Source organism: uncultured Bacteroides sp. (assembly GCF_910585845.1).
In the GTDB taxonomy this organism is placed as follows: domain Bacteria; phylum Bacteroidota; class Bacteroidia; order Bacteroidales; family Bacteroidaceae; genus Bacteroides.
On sequence record NZ_CAJUHF010000040.1, the window covers coordinates 12538 to 34923 of the forward strand.

The window sequence follows — 22386 nt, forward strand, 5'->3', positions numbered from 1 at the left end:
ATATGAGAACTTTTTTAGGACTTACATACATGCTGTTCTGTTCGTTGATGTCTTTCGGACAGACCACGCAGTGGACTGACATCAATTATGCGGGTGACAGTTTGGAAGGACACAAACTGGACATCTATCTGCCTGCCGGAGAAGGAAAGACAGGACAGCATAAGGTCATAGTCCTGATTTACGGCAGTGCCTGGTTTGCCAACAACATGAAACAGACAGCCTTTCAAGCGATGGGAAAGACATTGCTCGATGCAGGATTCGCTGTGGTTTCCATCAACCACCGATCCAGTGGCGAGGCCAAGTTTCCGGCACAAATCAACGATGTGAAAGCGGCGATACGCTTCATACGCGCCCATGCCGACGAATATCGGCTCGATACTTCCTTTGTAGGCATCACCGGATTCTCGTCAGGCGGTCATCTGTCTTCATTGGCAGGTACTACCAATGGAGTCAAGACATATAAAGCAGGCGATACGGAAATGGACATTGAAGGGAACGTAGGCAATTGTAGCTCTTTTAGTAGCCGGGTAGATGCCGTGGTAGACTGGTTCGGCCCGATAGATATGACACGTATGAAGAACTGCACCACGACCAAGGGAGCCGATTCGCCCGAAGCTGCCCTGATAGGCGGAACACCAGCCGAACATACAGACGTGTTGGCCCTACTGAATCCGATGACTTATCTCGACGAATCCGATCCGATGTTCATGGTGATTCATGGAGATGCCGACCAGGTGGTGCCCAACTGCCAAAGCTTGTTCTTCAAAGAAGCACTGGCTGCCAGAGGACGGCTGGAGGAGTTTATTTCCGTACCACAAGGACAACACGGCCCTGTCACTTTCAATGAACAGACTTTCAAGAAAATGACAGAGTTCTTCAAGAAACAGGCAGGTATGAATTAATTCCAAGCAATCCGAATAGAGCTATCTGGTCAGCCCGAATAGAGTTATTCGGGCTGACCAGATAGAGAAGCCCCATCCTTTTTTCCGACATTTTCTCTCATATATGTAGTTGGAGACACACCATAAAGCTCCTTGAAAGCGGTCGAGAAATTGTTCGGGTTGGCAAACCCGATCAGTTCTGCCACTTCATTGACGGAATAGTGCTTCTCCGCCAGCAGGCTTGCAGCCTGCTTCAACCGTGTGTTGCGAATAAAGTCACGAGGTATCTGATTGGTAAGTTCCTTCAACTTGCGATGCAGATGTCCACGGCTTATTCCGACCTCTTTAGCCAGCATTTCCACGGAGAAGTTGGGATTTCCGATGTTCTTGTTAATGACTTTCATTACCCGCTCTATCAACTTCTCGTCCGGAGAATCAGACTTTATCTTCTCCACCATCTCTTCCTGTATCTGTTGCCCCTGCTGCGTGACATGCACCATTTCGCGTCCATGTATCAGATTGAATGCCATCTTCTTCAGGATTTCAATATTGAAAGGCTTGGTGATGTAAACATCGGCCCCGTATTCCAGTCCTTTCAGATTATCCTCCTCCCTTGTCCGGGCTGTGAGAAGAACGACAGGAATATGATTCAGATTGACATTCTGCTTTATTTTCCGGCACAGAGTGAATCCGTCCATCAAGGGCATCATGACGTCACTGATGACCAAATGCGGCATAAACTTGAACATCACCCCCAACGCCTCCTTACCGTTTTTGCTTTCGGCAGTATGGAAGTCCGCAGACAATTCCCTGCAAATGTAACGGCGTATCTCATCATTATCCTCCACTATAAGCACCCGATATGAAGTACGGGCTTTCTGCACCATGCCTTCTTCCGAAGCGGACGAAGGCAGTATCGTAGCAGCAGAGCAATCGTGTACAAATGCCGTCCCCTCGCATTCATCCGCTCCTATCGCTTCGGGAGGCAAATGGGTACACCCCATGGGGAGGCGTACGATAAACCGGCAACCGGGCTGACCTTCCGGATTATTCTCCACATGGATGGTGCCATGATGCAGTTCTACCAACGAACGGGTAAGATGCAACCCTACACCGGTTCCGGCATGAGTATCATTCATGTTGTTCTGTATCTGGTAGAAGCGGTCGAATATGTGTTCAACTTCCTGTGCTGGAATGCCTATTCCACTGTCTGCAACAACAATTTCCACATAATGTCTCAACGGGCCTGAAACATGCATATCTTCTTTCGTGTACAAACTGATATCCACCTTTCCTCCTTCGGGAGTAAACTTGAAAGCATTAGAGAGCAGGTTCAAGATGACTTTATCAAAATTAGCAGGATCTATCCACAACTCTTGTGTATCACCTTCCAGATGGTGGAAAGAAAGAGTTATTTTCTTCTCTTCCGCTGGCTGGGCAAAGGTATCGCACAAGTCACCTATAAACGGAATAATGTCTGTCCTCCGGAAAGTAAGCACCATCTGCCCTTTATCTATCTTACGAATGTCCATCAATTGATTGATAAGCCTCAAGATCCGTTCTGCATTACGGTAGATGATGTTGTACGTCTTCTGGCGCCGGATATCGGAATCGCTACTTATCAACTTCTGCAACGGACTTATGATAAGCGACATTGGCGTACGTATTTCGTGCGATATATTGATGAAGAATTGCAGCTTGGCCTCATTGATTTGTTCGGCATGCCTGTGTTTCACCATCTCCTGCCGGATGCGATAACGGTGGTGCACTTGTAAAGCTATGTATAGGATGCACCCCGCAGCGACCACGAAATACAACAACCAAGCCCATCTCGTGGCCCACCATGCAGGCGAGATGTATATGGTGACAGCCTTCACGTTCGACTCGGTCATATAGTCCACCGCCTTCACACGGAAACGATAAGTACCTGGAGACAGATTGCTGAACGAGACACGGTTGGTTCCTGCTGGTAGAACGGCCCATTTGTCATCGTTCATGGCATAATAATAGACTATTCGTTCGGGGCTGTTCAACTCCAAGGTCGAGAACTCTATACTGAAAGAATTGTCTTTATAAGACAAATGAAAACTTTCCGCCTCAAACACCGGACGGTCTATGATTTCATGCCCACCGGACAACATGCCCTTTTTGACCGGATGGTTATGCAGGTAGAAATCCGTAATACGTATGTTCCATTCTTGTTCTGGATTAGTAATCTCCTGTGGATTGAAATAGGTGACCCCATTCATACCACCAAACCAAAGGGTACCATTGGCATCCCTCAACGAAGCATTCTTGGTGAACTCGTTCCCCTGCAATCCGTCACTTACATAATAGTTGATGAATTGCCGGTTCTCCTTATGAAGTTGCGCGATGCCGGCGTTGGTACTTATCCACAAGCCTCCCTGCCCATCGCCTTGGATGCCATAGACCGTATTGCAAGGCAATCCGTCCTTTATCGTATAGTTTGTCAGTTCCTGCTCCTCCGGCTTCCAGCAAAACAACCCGTCAGAAGTTCCTATCCAGATGGATTTCTTTTCGTCTTCGTACATGGAAAAAACAATATGATGCCCCAGCAAGGTATAGCAACTAAAGTCGTCGGAAGTAAGGTCTATGCAGGTCACTCCGTCGTAAGTACCTGCATACAGTTTGTTGTCGCTGGAGTAGAACAATGAGTTGATCCATTTGCTGACTTCGCCGTTCACTCCGACAGGATAGACCAATTGTCCGTTCCTGATATCATAATAGAACAACCCAGCTCCCATAGTAGCTATCCACAGACGCTTTTTCCGGTCTTCAGCAAAGCCATAGACGCGCTGCACAAACTTACCGTTCTCATCCAATAACTCCTTCAAATAGGAGCAGCGACCGGTTTGCCTGTCTAGCTTTCCCATTCCCTTGGAGAAGGAACCGAACCATAAGTTGTGCTCCGAATCTTCGTACAGGCTGAGTATGGTGGCAGGAATGGAGTTCTCGTCATTGGTAGGAGAATAATGCACCTTTTGGATTATGCTTCCAGTAATGCCATATACGCCGTCGTTGTCGGTCCCTATCCATAGCAGACCATTGTGATCGCGGCAAAACGCGGTAATGCAACTGGAACCGATTATGTTATTGCTGATGGACTTGCATCCTATGTACTTAAAGCTGTTTACCTGGGAAGGAATCATGATCACCCCTTTCTGATAAATGGCAAGCCAAAGATTCTTGGCATTGTCCTTCAGGAGAGAATGTACTTTGGAAGTGTTCGGATTAAAATAGGTATTGTCGAAAAGGTAGTCTGTGATTTTCTGTTCTTTGTTGTCGAAAAACTTCACCCCCTTACCGTCCGTACCGATATACAGTTCGTCCGGACTGACGGAACAAAACGTCTTGATAGGCAGATTTTGTTCTCCCTCGCAGGGTATGGCGACAAAGGAGTCGGAACTTTTATCATATTTCAGCAATCCTTTCCCCATTGTCCCGGCGTAGATATTGTCGTTTTGATCCCGGCATAAGGCGACAATGGTTATCCCTTTTTCTTGAGTCAGATAATGCTTGACCTGACGGTCGGGAGCCAAACGGTAGATTCCGTTTTCACCTTTGCTCATCCAAATGTTCCGGTTCGTATCCTCAATGATATAATCAGTGGAATGGACAGGAACGGGAAGGTTGAGGCTGTCTACGGTGAGTTCGTCCCCAGTGATAGTGAGTGAACATAGCTGATTGCCTGTGACCCATATTTCCCCATTTTTCCGTTCCAAGATATCTATTACGTTACTGTTGAATATCTCCCCATTTCTCCACTTGGCCTGCGGGCTAAAGTTATCTCGTGCCGGATCGTACACTTGTATTCCAGTATGGGTGCCCACCAACAGATGTCCCTGGTTGTCTTCCGCCAATGTGCGCACGTAATTGTGGCAAAGCGAACGCTTATCTTCAGGATTGTGTTTATAAACTACAAATTTGACTCCGTCATATCGGTTCAGGCCATCTTCTGTAGCAATCCATATCATGCCATTCCTGTCCTGGAAGATTTTGTTTATCAGACTACTGGATAAGCCTTCGTCTACGGTAAATAGTTTAGATGATTGCCCATAAATCATGCTTGGGAATAAGAGAAGTAAAAAGAAGAACAATATGTGTTTCATAAGCTCAATTGTATTTAGTAACGAGCAAAAATACGAAATAAAACCATTTACACAAATAGAAATCCGGATTAGTGCATATTTTATTCTACTAATGCTTTTTATGTCATTTTCTATCTTACAATACTTTCAGTCTCATTTAAAGGTATGTTTTGCAGAAAGCATACTTTCTTTCAGCCGATGCACACAATGAATGGTTTATCGTATCCAACATAGTGGATACGATAAACCATTTCCTTTATTTTTCCACAAAGGAATTGAATATGACTTTGTACGTTTTTACTATTCCCTTATAATCGCACCTCACAGTAGCAGTATCGGAAACGGATGCAGCTTGGGTAATCTCTATTTTCACGTCCTTGTCGGTTGCAGATGCCGATACGACAGGTGTTCCGGCGGGAAGCGTGCAGACAGCCTCGTATGTACCATATCCGACAATACCGTTGCTCTCGGTAGAACGTACAGGAGTTTCGGGCACTGCAATGGCTTTACCGTTGACCTCTATACTTACTTTAGGTGAAACGGGACGAACGATTTTCTTTGCATCGGAGCTGAACCCTAATCCGACCATATCAAAGAGTACATCTGTATCTTCACTTTCAGCTACAAGGTAGATAGCATGTTTCTTGTCCAAATGGTCAACAAACTGCGATACGTCAATCGTAAACTGTGCCGTCTCCAACGGAGAGTTAGCGGGCACTGCGATTTCACCTATCTTCGTGCCTTTCCATACTTCGTTATCCCATGGACCGTCTATCCAGACATTCACTTTGAACGCTTTGTCAGTCTTGGGTGTCAAGAAGAGGTTGAATGCCGTCTTGTTGCCTTCCTTTGTACCCTCGAATGCTTTCAATCCCAAGGTGTCCTTGTCCAGTCCACCAAAGCCGAAGTACTTGTAGCCTATGATATTCCCGTCCTTGACGTTGGCAATGGGCGCGTGGTTGTCCCAGATGTCCCATGAATCCTGCTGCAGACCTACGTCGGAGAGGTAGCATGCAAATCCTGCCGAATAGTACTGATACGGATCAAGCCCGAAGAGATGAAATCCTTCCGAAGTGACCTCCGCCCCTTTGTATTCGTTTCCCTGACGGTCTTTGACGGTCCGGATACAGCCTGGTGCATAAGGATCGTAGGCACTGATGGAGACTTTTCCGCCTTCGGATACCGATTCTTCATCCCATTCCACGTGGATGGGGGCAACCATTGCTTGGCGTGCAAATCCGAATCCGCGCGGCGGACGATGATAGAAGACATACCACTGTCCGTTGATGAGTTCTATGCTTCCGTGCGTGTTGTGCCCGGCATTGGTAGTCTGTAGTTGCGAACCGTCATGGTTCAGTTCCGGCGCACGCGAATCCACCAGCACGCCTCCACTTTTCCACGGTCCCAGCGGAGTGTCACCGTAGGCATAGCGCAGGGTCGAGTTGGAGCTTCCCAATCCATAGTCGGGACCCGAGTGTCCGCTGTAGATGGTCACGTACTTGTTTCCTATCTTGCGTATGGACGAGGCTTCAAAAAAATTGAACGATTCAAGGTCTTCCCCAGGATAGATGCACGGATAAGAAATGTCTTTCTTCTGTGCATGGGCATGCCCTCTGCGGATGCCGGCGGGCATGAAGTAAGGAATGACTTCTGTTCCAGGACGCACGGAGTACATGGTGTTCTGATCCAACTGCGCCGCCAGCGAACGTTGGAATCCCCAATATCCGTAAGCTCTGAATCCTATTTCGTAGTCTGGATCGTTCGGGTCGGTCACGTATTCGATATAGATGGAAGGATCGAATCCCAGAATGCTTCCCGGCAAGGTCTTCGTACCGTCTTCGTTCAGGTTGACGGGCGTGAAAGGTCCGTCTGGACGGCTTCCTTTTGCCACCATCGCTTCCCGGTTCATACCACGACTGTGCGGAAACAGATAATACTCCTTAGTACCGTTTTTTCTTTTCACTTCAACTAGGTCGGGAGCATACATCACATCCCATTTTCCCTCTATCTGGTAGATAAATATCGGTCCCTCGTCGCGCCAGCTGGACAGGTCTTCCACGGGTGCCGACCACATCCGGATGTCGGGGCCACAATAGCTGTCGAAGCGTAAGTCATGTGAACCGATGATGTAGGCACGGAACTTTCCCGGATTGTCGGGATCTTCAAACACACGTGGTTCTCCGTCTGGAAGATGTTCCCATAGCGGCAGGTAGGGATTACCTGCCCCATGATAGACAAACTTGGAAGAAGAAGCTTGTTGATTGCTGTTGTCTGTCGCTCCTTGCGGCAGCGCAAGTGCGACGATACCTGCAAGCGCGGTTACGCTTGCGAACAAAGATAATGCGACTTTTTTCTTTGTCATACTTAAATCGTTTTGGATTATTATTATGCAAATTATTGGATTCTGTAAACCGCTATTCTCTGAATAACAACTGTGCAAAATTATACAGGTTATTCCGCCATACCGGCCAAGTATGCCCACCTGGATACTCAGAATAAGTATATTTCAGTTTCAGCTTGTCGAATTCCTTGAGCATATTTTGGCAGTTTTGGTAAGCAATGTCTTCTTTGCCCCCCATAGCAATCCAAAACAATTTCAGTCGTGTGTCGATATCGGCTTTATTCTTACCGATGTATTCATATTGAGCATCAGCCGTTTTCCGGTAGGCATCCAACCATCCGGAACTGAATACACCAAGGTGTGAGAACAGGTCTGTGTGATACAGTCCGGCATAAAGCGTCTGAAGCCCTCCCATCGACAAGCCCGCAAGTGCACGGCTACCAGCCTCCTTCCTGACGCGATAGTTTTTCTCGACAAAGGGAATGACGGCTTGCGTTAATTCGGCTTCAAATGCCTTAAGCGCGCCGCTGTCAAATCCGACCGAAGGCATGTTGCCGTCAACCATCACTACCAACATGGGACGGGCCTTTCCTTCTGCAATTAGGTTATCCATAATAAGGTCAGTCTTTCCTTGTGTACCCCACCCGCGTTCATCCTCTCCACCGCCATGCAGCAGATAAAGAACCGGATAGGTTTCGCCTGCATGCATATCATATCCGGCAGGAGTGTACACATAGAAGCGTCTCCACGTACGGCTGACTTCTGAGTAGTAACGTTTCATACGGATGTCTCCGTGCGGCACATCTTTCAGCGCATAATATTCTCCCCCTTCGAAAGGAACTTCAATGCCACTCGCCATACGACCCATGCCATAGAAAGTCTCGCTTCCAGGATCGGCCACCGCCATCCCGTCTATCAGAAGCGAATAGTAATGGAATCCTTCGCCCAAGGAGTCTGTCACAGTCTGCCAGATTCCATTGTCCTGCCTAGTCAGATCATATTTCCGTCCCAAATCAATCTGCACTTTTTGCGCCTCCGGCGCTTTTATGCGGAATATAGCGCGACGGTCGGCAGTCAGTTGCGGATACTTGGAGTTGCGCACGTTGCTCTCGGCACGCATGCCGTGTATGCCGTATTGGTCGAAACTCGACGTATCGACAGGTTTGAAGAGCAGTTGGGAGAAGAGATAAAGGTCATTCTTCCAGACATTGAAATCGTGCACTCCCGGTTCTACGTAGAAGATATGGGGTACTTTATGCCGTTGCAGATAGAGATGAGTGCGTTCGCTGAAAAACATAAGCCCGTCGTTGTCACCACATGAAATCCATAATAACTTTAATTGTTGCCGAACTGCTTCCGGATCGGGAACAAGCGTTTCGGGTGTTTTGGTGTTAGGAGCAGACGAAAAGCCTCCCACCCAAGCAAATTTGTCCAAATTGCCCAGTCCGAAGTTCAGCGATTGCCCACCTCCCATTGACAATCCTGCCAAAGCACGATTCTCGCGATTTCTGAGTACAGGATACTTCCTCTCGATAAAAGGTATCAAGTCATTCAGCAGGTCTTTCTCAAAAATGGCAAACCCTTCCACTTTCTCAGGAGCCATAATGTTCCCCGTTGCCCGGTCATCTTTGATGGCCCTTCCGTTGGGAAGCACTACAATCATAGGTTCCAGTTTACCTTCAGCGTACAGGTTATCCAAGATGACTTGAGGTGCACCATGCTTCAGCCATTCCAGCTCGTCGCCACCAATGCCATGTAGCAGATAAAGGACCGGATACTTCTTCTTCGCAGTGAATCCCGGCGGCGTATAAACCAATGCTTTCCGTTTCGTACCTACAGTTTTTGATTTATAACTCACTGTGTCTACTTTCCCTCTGGCTATTCCTGCTTTTTCCACATCGAAACCAGCCTGGGAATGGGGAATGCTACTCTGTCCCCATGTTCCTAAAGAGTATGCAAATGCGCATACGAAGAAAATTACTGTGTGTTTCATGAACTAAAATTTTACAGCCGTAAATGTACTCGATTCTCCCTATATCCTACATATAACCATGTTACACGTTTGTTTTCTGATGTTACATTATCGTTTCTGTTACTCGTCGGAAACAGGCAGACATGCCAATTCATACAGCTCCGACATATCTGCTCCACTACACCTTTCTTTCGATTGCCAACAGGCCTTGATGCATGTATAAAGCAGATTATGTAATAAGAGTGAAGCTATTTGTTACATGAACCCCTCTCAGTCGCCACAAGGAGCATATCACGTTACATAGACAAATGTTTCTGTTACATGATTATTATAAAAAACAATGCGATTAGGCTATCTTTGCCCAATGTAATATTCAGAAATAAAAAAGAAATGTTTATGAATCTGCTAAGAAAAACATGGGTTATAGCAATTGCCGTCATGATGGGAGCGTGCCATTCGGAAACACTTGACATTGTTTCCCCAAACGGAAATCTGAAAATCACAATAGAACCCTCCGAAAAAAACGCTTCGGGAGAAACATCCTTCTCAGTAGCTTACAAAGAAAAAAACATTCTTTCCGGATCGAGACTGGGATTGGAAACCGATGTACAGAAGCTGGCTGGAAATCTGAAGCTGAAGGAAGTATCCGCATCAAAACGCGTGATTGACGACTACCGGATGATAACAGGAAAACGTAGCCTTTGTACGAATGAAGCTTCCGAGAGAGTTTATTCCTTCGAGAACGAAACCGGACAGACGCTAGAAGTCACATTCAGAGCATACAATGATGGCATCGCATTTAAATATGGTATCAAAGCCATTTCCGATAAAGAAAATGTCACCCATGAACATACCACATATATCATCCCGAAAGGCGCCAAAAGATGGATGCAACAGTATGACCCAGGATACGAAAAGTTCTTTCCATTATCGACAGACGGCAAACTCGCCGACCATCCCGATGTAGACAAATGGGGATATCCAGCACTTGTAGAATTGCAAGATTCCGTATTCGTACTGTTGACAGAAGCAAACATCAGGCGAGGACATTGCGGTTCCCTTCTTTATAATGGAGACCAACGTGACAACTATCAAGTATATCCGGTCGGCCAGCAGCCTGTCAACAACGGACAATGGGAATCACCTTGGCGGCTGCTCATCATAGGAGACCTGTGTGATATCGTGGAATCCACATTAGTTACCGACGTATCCGACCCCTCCAAAGTGGAAAACACAGAATGGATAAATCCAGGCATGGTATCGTGGAGTTATTGGGCACATAACCACGGTTCCAAAGATTACCAGATAGTGAAAGAATACATCGACCTAGCTGTTCGCATGAAGTGGCCTTACGACTTGATTGACTGGGAATGGAATGAAATGGGGAATGGAGGTGACCTCCAAGACGCAGTGAAGTATGCCCTGCAACAAGGTATCAAGCCCTTGCTATGGTATAACTCAAGTACAAATTGGCTCGGTCCAGAACCCTTGTATCGGCTGAACAAGAAAGAAGACAGGGAAAAAGAATATAAATGGCTGAGCGAGATGGGTATTGCCGGGGTGAAAGTAGACTTCTTTTCCGGCGATAGCGTAACTACCATGAACTATTATATAGATTTGCTCGAAGATGCAGTAAAATATAAGCTGCTGCTCAACTTCCATGGCGCCACCATCCCGCGTGGCTGGCAGCGTACGTATCCGCACATGATGTCGGTAGAAGGTGTGTATGGTGCCGAGTGGTACAATAACAATTCGATACTGACCAACCGGGCGGCCGAACATAATGCCACGTTGCCTTTCACGAGAAACGTTGTAGGACCGATGGACTATACTCCGGGAACTTTTTCTGATTCACAGCATCCGCATATCACATCGCACGGGCATGAACTTGCACTGCCCGTGATTTTCGAATCGGCTTTGCAGCACATGCCCGACAGGCCTTCGGTTTATGATAACTTGCCGGAAGCAGTAAAACATCTTCTGTCTGAACTACCCACTGCTTGGGATGATACGAAACTTTTGGCTGGTTATCCCGGAGTGGAAGTTGTTATGGCACGGCGTAAAGGTGATATATGGTATATTGCGGGCATCAACGGCACCAATGAGCCGAGAACGCTCCGTGCACCTCTGGCGGCTATTCCAGTAAGTGGAAAGCAGGTGTCTTTGTTCAAGGACGGCACTGATGACAGAAGTTTTGCTATTGAAGAAAATATTCATTTGTCGGACGAAGAAATTGGTTTAGAGATAAAGTGTTTACCACGCGGTGGTTTTGTAGCTGTAATAAGATGATGAAAACAAAATGTTGGAGGCTTTTGCCTGTGATATGCCTCGCGTTTCAGGTACATGCTCAGCAATTGCCTGATTGGGAAAATCCGAACGTGATAGGAATCAATAAAGAAGAGTATCATGCTACGTTGACGCTTCCCTCTGGGAAGGCTGCATGTAACGAGATTGTATCATTGAATGGAACATGGAAGTTCATGTGGTCTGCTGACCCGGAAAAGCGCCCGGTTGATTTCTATAAGAGTGATTTCGATGTTAGCGGATGGGACAATATCGCTGTACCTGGCACTTGGCAATTGCAGGGGTATGGGAAACCTATCTATACTAACTGGACTTATCCTTTTAAGAAAGATCAGCCAAGGGTGACGGGAGAGCCTCCGAAGCATTTCTTCAGTTATGAAAACCGTAATCCGGTGGGCTCTTATGTGACTACGTTTGATGTTTCGGAAGAAATGAAAGGTAAGCGGTTGTACCTGCATTTCGAAGGGGTGAAGTCTGCCATGTATGTATGGGTAAACGGTGAAAAGGTAGGATACAGTGAAAATTCCATGGCTCCGGCTGAGTTTGACATTACCCGATATGTGAATGAAGGGCAAAATCGTTTGGCAGTGGAAGTCTACCGTTGGTCTGACGGAAGTTATCTGGAAGATCAGGATATGTGGCGTTTCAGTGGAATTTATCGCCCGGTAGAGCTGTGGGTTCGTCCTGAGACTCATATAAAAGACTATTCGTTTGCCACTGAGTTGTCGGATGACTTCTCATCGGCAGACTTTAAGGCAAGAGTCTGGTTGCGGAATTCATCGGAACATAAATCCGGCAAGTTGAATCTTGAAATGATATTGAAGGGCAAAAACAGACGGGGAGAGAAAGTGACGAAAAGACTGACCGCTCCTGTAAAGAATTTGCCGTCTTCATCCGTCGAGTGTTATTCTTTATCCTTTGTATTGGAAAATCCGGAGCTATGGTCGGCAGAGAACCCCAGTTTATATGATATTGAGATAAGACTTTACGACAGAAAGCAGGTGATTGAAAAATTATGCTCACATTGGGGAATATGGAAGTGCGAAATCGAGGGGAACACTTTCAAGTTTAATGGTAAGCCCGTTAAACTGAAAGGAGTGAACCGGCACGAGCATCATCCTCGTACCGGTAGGTTGGTGGATAGGGAAACCATGGAAAAGGACTTGAAGCTGATGAAACAAGCCAACGTCAATATGATCCGTACTTCGCACTATCCTAACAGCCCGTTGTTTTATGAGCTGTGTGACAGATATGGTTTTTATGTGATGGATGAGGCCAATCAGGAAAGTCACGATTATGGTTTAGGCAATAAAGTCCTTGGTGATAACCCGGAATGGATGTCAGCACATGTGGATAGGGCTCTTGCACTAGTGCAACGTGACAAGAACCATCCTTGTGTGGTTTTCTGGTCTTTGGGCAATGAAGGAGGTGCCGGTTGTAATATGAAAGCCATGGCAGATACGATACGCTCCATAGATGCTTCACGTATTATTTTCTGTGATACCGATCTTTCTGTGTCGGCTTTTAACGACCCCTCTTACTATACTCCCGGAAAGTTTAAAGAGTATGCCCGTGAAAAACGTGATAAACCTATCTTTATGCGTGAGTATGCCCATGCCATGGGAAATTCAGTAGGTAATTTGCAGGAGTATTGGGATATCATTGAGGCTAATGCTCATATTGCAGGTGCCGCTATTTGGGATTGGGTTGACCAGGGAATTGCAAAGAAAATAAATTCGGGATATGAAAAGGAAGTGGAGAATTCGGGTTCTTTGTTATTGAAGAAAGGTGAATTTTGGGCTTATGGAGGAGATTTCGGAGATTTCCCCAATAACGGGAACTTCTGTTTCAATGGTTTGATTGGAGCTGACCGTGTTCCTCATCCGCACTACTATCAGGTTCAGAAAGTATATCAGAATATCGGTTTTTCACTCGAAGCTCCTAACAAGGTACGTCTCACCAATAAGTATGAGTTCACGGCTTTGGATGAGTTCGATTATGAGTATGAGTGGCTGCAGAACGGTGAGTCTGTGAAGTCGGGCAAGGCATCTATTGTAGCCGGAGAATATCTGGATATTCCCTCTTTCGCAGGGTCAGGTGAACTTTTTCTGAATGTGTTTGCCAGACTGAAGCAGGGTACGTGTTGGGCCGAGAAAGGTTTTACTGTCAGTAAGGAGCAATTCCAGGTGAATGTAAGTAAGCCGGAACTGATTGCCTCAGAGGGGGGGGATATTGAAGTGAATGCTTCTTTGGACACTATTGAAGTAATGGCTGGTTCGGATTGTTTTGTAATTGATGCGAAATCCGGTGCTCTGGCGAGTTGGAAGAATGGTGGAACGGAACTCCTTTATGCTCCTTTGGAACCTTATTTCTGGAAACCGGCGAATGACAACCAGATGAACAATGGGTATAATAACCGCTTGGGAGTATGGAGAAATGCCGCTGCCGAACGTGTGGTTGAACATATTGATTATTCTGTAAAGAACGGGCTGGCTGTAGTAGAAGCAGATATGTCATTGCCGGCAGTAGGTGCTGCTTACCGATTGCGCTATACCATAAACGGAAGTGGAAAGATACAGGTAGAAGCTTTCTATAAACCGGAAAAAGAAAAAATCCCATTGATGCCTAAGTTCGGAATGAGGTTGCGCTTGCCCTCTTCTATGAATTATATTAAATGGTATGGTCGTGGCGAATTTGAAAACTATCCGGATAGGAAAACGGCGGCTTTTGTCGGTTGCTATGCGGTGGATATTGATAAATTTATCACAGATTATGCTTTTCCGCAAGATAATGCAAACAGGTGTGATGTTCGTTGGTTCTCACTGAATGACAAGGAGAGCCGGAAGATAAAGGTGGCAGGTTTGCAACCGCTCTGTTTTCGTGTGTGGCCTTATAGTGAGGAAGACTTGGAGAAGAACAGGCATGCTTATGAATTACCCGAACGTGATTATTTGAATGTGAATATTGATTTGAATATCCATGGTGTGGGAGGGACTGACTCTTGGGGTGCAAGAACGTTGGATGAATATACAATTGATGGCAATCAGACTTATTATTACGGCTATATAATGGAGTATTCTGATTGATAGTCGTTTATTTATCTAAAGTTGATACTCAAATATCTAAAATTGAAAAGGATACAAGTGATATACAGCTATTTTTGTATCACATAAAGTTATGGAGTGTTTTAATCATTAAATATAATAAATAACCATGAAATCAATTAAAAGTGTATTGATATTAATGGCGCTGTGTTGTTGTACTTCTCTTATAGGGCAAGATTATCAGCAGACTCCTGAGGGACTTAAGGCGACCGTTAATTCTGTAGATGTAGAGTTACAATTCTACACTCCGTCAATTGTAAGAATTCTGAAATCTCCTGATGGCTGGAAGTATATGAAAGAGAGCCTCTCGGTAATAGAGACTCCTCAAAAAGTGAAACCTGCCATTACCAGGGAAGGTAATACAGTTAGACTGAAAAGTAGTGAGATGGAGGTTACTCTTAATTTGGAGTCGGGCATTGTGGCTTTCTTCAATACTAAAGGAGAACCTTTGCTTAGTGAGAAAGGAAAGCCTGAGTTTACTGATTTTGATGATGCAGGAAATAAAACATTCACAGTTAAGCAGACGTTTCTTTTGGACAAAGATGAACCTCTTTATGGATTGGGCATTCTTCAGAATGGGAAAATGTCGCAACGCAATCAGACTAAACGTCTTGTGCAGGGCAATGTGGAGGATGTGGTTCCATTCGTGCAGTCTGTGAAAGGATATGGTCTTTTCTGGGATAACTATTCGCCAACCAATTTTGCTGATAAACCGGAAGGGACCTCTTTCCAGTCTGAAGTGGGAGATTGCATCGACTATTACTTTATGTATGGTGGAAATGCTGATGGCGTGGTTGCGCAGATGCGTGCATTGACCGGACAGGTTCCCATGTTTCCCCTTTGGACTTACGGCTATTTCCAAAGCAAGGAACGGTATAAGGGCCAGGAAGAAACGGTGGGAGTGGTACGGAAATACCGTGAATTGGGTGTTCCTCTCGATGGAATCATTCAGGATTGGCAATACTGGGGACACAACTATTTGTGGAATGCGATGGACTTTAAGAACCCTTCGTTCAGCGATCCTAAAAAGATGATTGATGATGTGCATGGAATGAATGCGCACATGCTGATTTCTATCTGGTCCTCATTTGGACCGATGACCAAGCCTTACAGAGAACTGGACAAGAATGGCATGTTATTTAACTTCTCCACATGGCCCCAATCGGGACTCGAGACTTGGCCACCCAATATGGAATATCCTTCCGGAGTACGTGTATACGATGCCTATAATCCGAAAGCCCGTGATATTTATTGGAAATACCTGAATGAAGGTATTTTCAAATTAGGCATGGACGGCTGGTGGATGGATTCTACGGAACCTGACCACTTTGACTGGAAGCCGGAAGACTTTGATACAAAGACTTATCTGGGTTCGTTCCGCAAAGTGCGCAATGCTTATCCGCTGTTGACAGTGGGTGGGGTGTATGATAATCAGCGTGCCGTAACTTCCGATAAACGCGTCTTTATTCTTACACGTTCCGTTTTTGCCGGACAGCAACGTTACGGAGCCAATGTATGGTCGGGAGATATCGGTTCTTCCTGGGAATCACTGCGTAATCAGATTCCGGCAGGCTTGAATTTTACTCTTACCGGAAATCCTAATTTCAATTCGGATATTGGTGGCTTTTTTGCCGGAAACTATAATAGGGGCTGGAATGACGGAAGTGCACCTAAGAATCCGATGTATCAGGAACTGTATGTGCGTTGGTTGCAATTCGGTACGTTTACACCGATGATGCGTTCACATGGAGCTGATACACCGAGGGAGATTTATCAATTCGGGGAAAAAGGTGAACCGGTATATGATGCTATTGAAAAAATGATTCATCTGCGCTATGCATTGTTGCCCTATATCTATTCCACTTCATGGGAAGTGACCGAACGGCAGTCGAGTTTTATGCGTGCGCTGGTGATGGACTTTGCTGCTGACAAAAAAGTATGGGATATGAAAGACCAATACATGTTCGGCAAATCCATTCTGGTAGCACCGGTAGTGAATGCGCAATACACTCAGGAGAGGCTGGTAAAACTAAAAGAAAATGATGGCTGGGATAGGAATAATGTTCAGAAATTTGAGAATAAAGCTCCGGTAGACTTTCTACAGGCTAAGTCCGCAAAGGTATATTTGCCGGAAGGTGCTATCTGGTATGATTTCTGGACGAATGAAAAGTATGACGGCGGACAGGAAATAGAGAAAGAGACAACTATTGATGTCATTCCGTTGTATGTCAAAGCGGGTAGTATCATCCCAATGGGACCTAAAGTGCAGTATGCAACAGAGAAACCATGGGATAATCTTGAATTGAGAGTATATGCCGGTACCGATGGTTCTTTTGTTCTGTATGAGGATGAATTTGATAATTATAATTATGAGTTGGGAGCATATACTGAAATCCCTATAACATGGAACAATGCTTCCCGCCAGTTGACCATTGGAGCACGGAAGGGGGCATACGAAGGAATGTTGAAAAACAGAAAGTTTACTGTTGTTCTTCAAGATGGAAGCCGGAAGGTTGTTGACTACAATGGGAAAAGAGTGAGTGTGAAATTTTAGTACTATTTGGAAATATAGATTTTAAATACGAGAAACAATGAAGAAACTTATTTTTCCTGGGTTGACGGCAGTTATGTTGTTTATGGCTTCTCCTCAGGAGAGCCTGAAGGCCCAGACTCCGATTATACAGACCAAATTTACTGCCGACCCTGCGCCAATGGTGCACAAGGGTACAGTATACCTTTATACTACCCATGATGAAGACTATGCTCCCGAAGGAATGGCAGGCTTCCGCATGAAAGAATGGTTGCTTTACACCAGTACCGATATGGTGAACTGGACGGATCATGGAACCATAGCCGACTTGTATGACTTTAAATGGGCTGACCCTGCCGTATCAGGTTGGGGAGGATTTGAGAATGGAGCCTGGGCTCCTCAGTGCATCGAGCGTAATGGAAAGTTCTATTTGTATTGTCCCGTGCAGGGACGGGGCATCGGGGTACTGGTTGCTGATAATCCCTTTGGCCCTTTTACCGACCCTCTCGGAAAACCTTTGATTGGTGCCGAGTATGACAGTATTGACCCGAGTGTATTGATAGACGATGATGGACAGGCATATCTATATTGGGGAAATCCTAATCTTTGGTATGTGAAACTGAATGAAGACATGATATCCTGTGCGGGGGAAATCACGAAAGATAAATTAATCCGGAAGATAGAAAATCAGAAAGACCCTTATCATTTCCAAGAGGGTCCTTGGGCATACAAGAAGAACGGTCACTATTATATGGCTTATGCAAGCACGTGTTGTCCGGAAGGTATCGGTTATGCAATGGGGCCCAGCCCGATAGGTCCCTGGGAATTCAAGGGTTATATAATGAAACCTAACAGAAAGTCTTCCGGAAACCATCCGGGCATTATTGATTATAAAGGTAAATCTTATGTGTTCGGGTTTAATTACCGGTTGAACTTCATGATAACCGACAAGCATCATGAACGCCGTTCCATATGTGTGGCCGAGTTGGAGTATAATCCTGATGGCACGATCAAGGAACTGCCCTGGTGGGATGACGGTGTCGGAGTTGAACCTGTTGGTACACTGAATCCTTACAAGCGGACTGAGGCGGAAACAATGGCTTGGAGTCAGGGACTCAAGACCGCCAAGGACGATGACAGCGGGATGTATGTTACTTCCATTCATAACAGGGACTTCCTTCAAGTGAAAGCGGTTGACTTCGGTAAAGGGGCAAAGACATTTGAAGTCCGCGCAGCTACGATAACCAAAGGAAAAATAGAAATCCGCTTGGATGACTTTGACGGTACATTGCTGGGGATATGCGATATCAGTAATACCGGTGGCTGGAATACGTGGAAAACCTTTGTTACCGATGTGGAAAAGGTGGGTGGAGTTCACGATCTGTACCTCGTTTTTAGAGGAGGAGACGGAGAGATGTTCAACATGGACTATTGGAGATTCAAGTAAATGGTCGGGAAACCACATTAGAAATAAATCGTAAATAAATATATATCTATATCATGAAAAAGATGATGTTGGCATGGCTGACTCTTGCTTCATTACTGATGGGCTGTTCCTGTTCGGAAATGCCGGTGAAGGGAACGTTTCGTAATCCGGTGGTTTATGCCGATATACCGGACATGTCCATTACACGTGCGGGAGAATACTACTACATGATAAGTACCACCATGCACTTGATGCCCGGCGGGCCTGTTATGAGATCAAAAGATCTGGTGAATTGGGAAACTGTGAGCTATGTCTTCGATAAACTGACTGATAACTCAAAGTATGATTTGATTGGTGGAACTGTTTATGGGCGTGGACAATGGGCATCGTCCATACGCTATCATAACGGTAAGTTCTATGTATTGTTCTCACCAAACGACGTACCTTACCGGTCGTATATATTCACGACGGACGATCCCGCTGGAAAGTGGGAATTATTGTCGAGAACACAGCATTTCCATGATGCCTCTTTGTTTTTTGATGATGACGGACGGGTATATGTATTCTATGGAACCGGTGAGTTGAAAGAGTTGAAGAGTGACTTGTCGGATGTGAAGCCCGATGGAGTCAGTATGAAGATATTCGAGCGGGATGCTGACGAACAGGGACTATTGGAAGGAAGCCAGGTTGTGAAGCATAACGGTAAGTACTATTTATTGATGATCTCCATGGACTGGAGCATTCCCGGTCGGGTGCGCAGGGAAGTATGTTACCGTGCTGACACGATTACAGGACCTTATGAGAAAAAGGTTATCCTGGAACATGACTTTGACGGTTACGGAGGAGTAGGACAGGGTTGTATTATTGACTCGGAAGAAGGAGACTGGTATGGGCTTATTTTTCAGGACCGTGGAGGAATTGGCCGAGTACCTACTCTGATGCCCTGCCGCTGGGTGGATGGATGGCCGATGCTGGGAGATGAAAACGGTCATGTACCCTTAACGATGGAGAAAGAGATATATCCGACTGAAAACACTAAAGGAATACTTGGAAGTGATGACTTCAGCGATGAGAAGCTTTCACTCTACTGGCAATGGAATCATAATCCGGTAGATGATAAGTGGTCTTTGACGGAACGTCCGGGTTATCTGCGGTTGAAGACCAGCCGGGTGGTTGATAACCTGTATTTAGCTCCGAATACGATTACGCAACGTATGGAAGGACCGAAGTGCAGCGCTGCCATTTCGCTTGATGTTTCTCATATGAAGGATGGAGATGTAGCCGGATTCAGTGCATTCAACGGACATTCCGGGCTTTTGTCAGTGATGAAAGAAGGGGACGCAAAGCGTCTGGTTATGTCTACCAATGTCGTCAATTTTGATAAGACTCCCAATAAGGCAATAGCCAGTGTGGATATAGAAGAAAAAGAACAGGTCGATTTTAATCAGGACGTCATTTATCTGCGTATAGAAGGCGACTTCATGCCGAAACGCGATATTGCTACTTTCTATTATAGTTTGGATAATAAGGAATGGAAAAAGATAGGAACGGATTTTAAAATGCGCTTTGATTATACAAAGCTCTTTATGGGAACCAAGTTTGCTATCTTCAACTATGCAACGAAGTCATTGGGAGGTTATGTCGACGTTGATTACTTTGACTATGAAAGAGCTAATGATAGAGTGACTATTAATAAATAATATCCAAATATTCATGAAAATTTTTTTGATTATAGCAGCGTTATTAATTTGCGGTGCAATAAAAGCGGAAGAGAAACAAATTACAAGTCCCGATGGGAAAATATTGGTAGCCATCTCCGATAAAAATGGGCAACCTTCATATAGCATCAGCTATAATGGTACTCCTTTCATTCATTCTTCTCCTTTGGGACTTGTGACTAATGTCGGTGATTTTTCCCGGGATATGTCTTTGGGACAGAATGTCCGGTCGAACAAAATTGATGAGACCTATACATTGCCTAATATAAAGCAGAGCAATGTGCACTATGTGGCTACAGAAGCTGTATACCAGTTTATCCAGCAAGATAAGGTTATTTTTGATGTTATATTTCGCGTAAGTGACCGGGATGTTGCTTTCAGATATAAAATGTATCCTCAGAAGAATGCCTTGTCCTGCGTTGTGAAAGAGGAAATGACCGGTTTTGTGCTTCCTGAGGGGAGTACGACTTTCCTGTGTCCGCAGAGTAAACCTATGGGGGGATTTGCCCGCACGTCGCCCAGTTACGAAACTCCCTATAAAGCGGATGATTCTATGGGTAAAAATGGATGGGGTGAAGGATATACTTTCCCTTGCCTGTTCCGTAATGGCGACAAAGGCTGGATACTTATTTCAGAAACAGGGGTGGATAGCAAATACTGCGGAAGCCGTCTGCTAGGACATGAAAATGGCTTGTATACAATCGGTTTTCCTCAAGAAGGTGAAATGAACGGAAATGGTACAACTGCACCCGGACTTGCATTGCCCGGAGAAACTCCTTGGCGGACGATAACTTTGGGTGAAACTTTAGCCCCGATTGTTGAAACAACGGTTTCTTTTGATGTAGTAAAGCCATTGTATGCAGCGTCCGGCAAATATGAGTACGGCAGAGGTTCCTGGAGTTGGATTATCGGTATGGATGAAAGCACGAAGTATGAAGAGCAGTTGCGTTACATTGATTTTTCGGCGGCAATGGGTTATCAGTCTGTATTGGTAGATGCATTGTGGGATACGCAGATTGGATATGATAAGATTGAGCAGTTGGCTAAATATGGAGCGCAGAAAGGGGTAGGTCTCTATCTGTGGTATAACTCTAACGGATATTGGAATGATGCTCCACAATCACCCCGTGGCATTATGGACAATGCGATAGCCCGTCGTAAAGAAATGAAATGGATGCAAAGCATTGGAATACGTGGCATAAAGGTTGACTTCTTTGGTGGTGATAAGCAAGTTACCATGCAACTGTATGAGGATATTCTTGCTGATGCCAATGAATACGGGTTGCTGGTAATTTTCCACGGATGTACTTTGCCTCGCGGCTGGGAACGTATGTATCCTAACTATGCGTCGAGTGAAGCGGTATTGGCGAGTGAAAACCTGCATTTCTCCCAAGGAAGCTGTGACAACGAGGCTTTCAATGCCTGCCTGCATCCGTTCATCCGTAATACGGTAGGCAGCATGGACTTTGGCGGCAGTGCACTGAATAAATATTATAACTCAGATAATGCTCCCCGCGGAAGTCGGCGTATGACTTCTGACGTGTTTGCTTTGGCCACTGCGGTACTGTTTCAAAGCCCGGTACAACATTTTGCCTTGGCTCCGAATAACCTGACGGATGCCCCGGAATGGGCAATAAATTTCATGAAAGAAGTCCCTACCACATGGGACGAAGTACGTTTTATTGATGGCTATCCCGGGAAATACGTAATTATGGCTCGCAGGCATGGAGATAAATGGTATGTTGCAGGGGTTAATGCACAGAAAGAGACTGTAAAACTGAAAATCGCCTTACCGATGTTCACGCCCGGCAAACAGGTACGGATATTCAGCGACAATGAAGAACTACAAGGAAATGTAAAGCCAATAAAAGTGAGCAAGAAACAGGAGTTGCAAGTAACAATGCCTTGCAATGGCGGGATATTAATTACAGAATAGACAATATATCGAATACTCGTTGGTTGAATTAAGAATCTAAATATTTACAAATGAAAAAGTTGCAC

General features: G+C 45.4%; 10 protein-coding genes. 7 read left to right on the forward strand and 3 right to left on the reverse strand.

From position 1 onward, the window contains the following. The first annotated feature begins 2 nt into the window (after window positions 1-2). Window positions 3-902 carry an alpha/beta hydrolase gene (locus QZ323_RS10930; protein ID WP_294634720.1) on the forward strand — a complete coding sequence of 300 codons (900 nt, stop codon included), beginning with the start codon at window positions 3-5 and terminating at the stop codon, window positions 900-902. A 44-nt stretch (window positions 903-946) separates the two neighbouring features. On the opposite strand, the gene QZ323_RS10935 is transcribed toward QZ323_RS10930, so the two are convergent. From QZ323_RS10935 to QZ323_RS10945, 3 genes are all read right to left on the reverse strand, one after another. Beyond that, complete coding sequence (locus QZ323_RS10935; RefSeq protein WP_294634721.1) at window positions 947-5011, reverse strand: two-component regulator propeller domain-containing protein; 4065 nt, start codon at window positions 5009-5011, stop codon at window positions 947-949. A gap of 235 nt (window positions 5012-5246) precedes the next feature. Continuing rightward, window positions 5247-7352 carry a hypothetical protein gene (locus QZ323_RS10940; protein ID WP_294634722.1) on the reverse strand — a complete coding sequence of 702 codons (2106 nt, stop codon included), beginning with the start codon at window positions 7350-7352 and terminating at the stop codon, window positions 5247-5249. A gap of 52 nt (window positions 7353-7404) precedes the next feature. Then, complete coding sequence (locus QZ323_RS10945) at window positions 7405-9324, reverse strand: alpha/beta hydrolase-fold protein (protein ID WP_294634723.1); 1920 nt, start codon at window positions 9322-9324, stop codon at window positions 7405-7407. A gap of 375 nt (window positions 9325-9699) precedes the next feature. Here QZ323_RS10945 and QZ323_RS10950 point away from each other — a divergent pair, with 375 nt between their 5' ends. The 6 genes from QZ323_RS10950 to QZ323_RS10975 all read left to right on the forward strand — a co-directional run bounded on the left by QZ323_RS10950 (window position 9700) and on the right by QZ323_RS10975 (window position 22321). Further along, a complete protein-coding gene (locus QZ323_RS10950) occupies window positions 9700-11592 on the forward strand; it encodes a glycoside hydrolase family 97 protein (protein WP_294634724.1) in 1893 nt (630 codons plus the stop codon). Then, a complete protein-coding gene (locus tag QZ323_RS10955) occupies window positions 11589-14693 on the forward strand; it encodes a glycoside hydrolase family 2 TIM barrel-domain containing protein (protein WP_294634725.1) in 3105 nt (1034 codons plus the stop codon). The genes QZ323_RS10950 and QZ323_RS10955 overlap by 4 nt, the downstream gene beginning before the upstream one ends. A 157-nt stretch (window positions 14694-14850) precedes the next feature. Next, window positions 14851-17265 (forward strand): TIM-barrel domain-containing protein, encoded by a 2415-nt coding sequence (locus tag QZ323_RS10960; protein WP_294634732.1) that lies wholly within the window; start codon window positions 14851-14853, stop codon window positions 17263-17265. Between the two features lie 37 nt (window positions 17266-17302). Continuing rightward, the gene (locus QZ323_RS10965; protein ID WP_294634726.1) at window positions 17303-18688 is read left to right on the forward strand and encodes a glycoside hydrolase family 43 protein; all 1386 of its coding nucleotides are present in this window, start codon (window positions 17303-17305) and stop codon (window positions 18686-18688) included. A gap of 53 nt (window positions 18689-18741) precedes the next feature. Continuing rightward, complete coding sequence (locus QZ323_RS10970; RefSeq protein WP_294634727.1) at window positions 18742-20367, forward strand: glycoside hydrolase 43 family protein; 1626 nt, start codon at window positions 18742-18744, stop codon at window positions 20365-20367. A 13-nt stretch (window positions 20368-20380) separates the two neighbouring features. Then, window positions 20381-22321, forward strand: coding sequence for a glycoside hydrolase family 97 protein (locus QZ323_RS10975; RefSeq protein WP_294634728.1), 1941 nt, complete (start codon window positions 20381-20383; stop codon window positions 22319-22321). Window positions 22322-22386 lie beyond the last annotated feature (65 nt).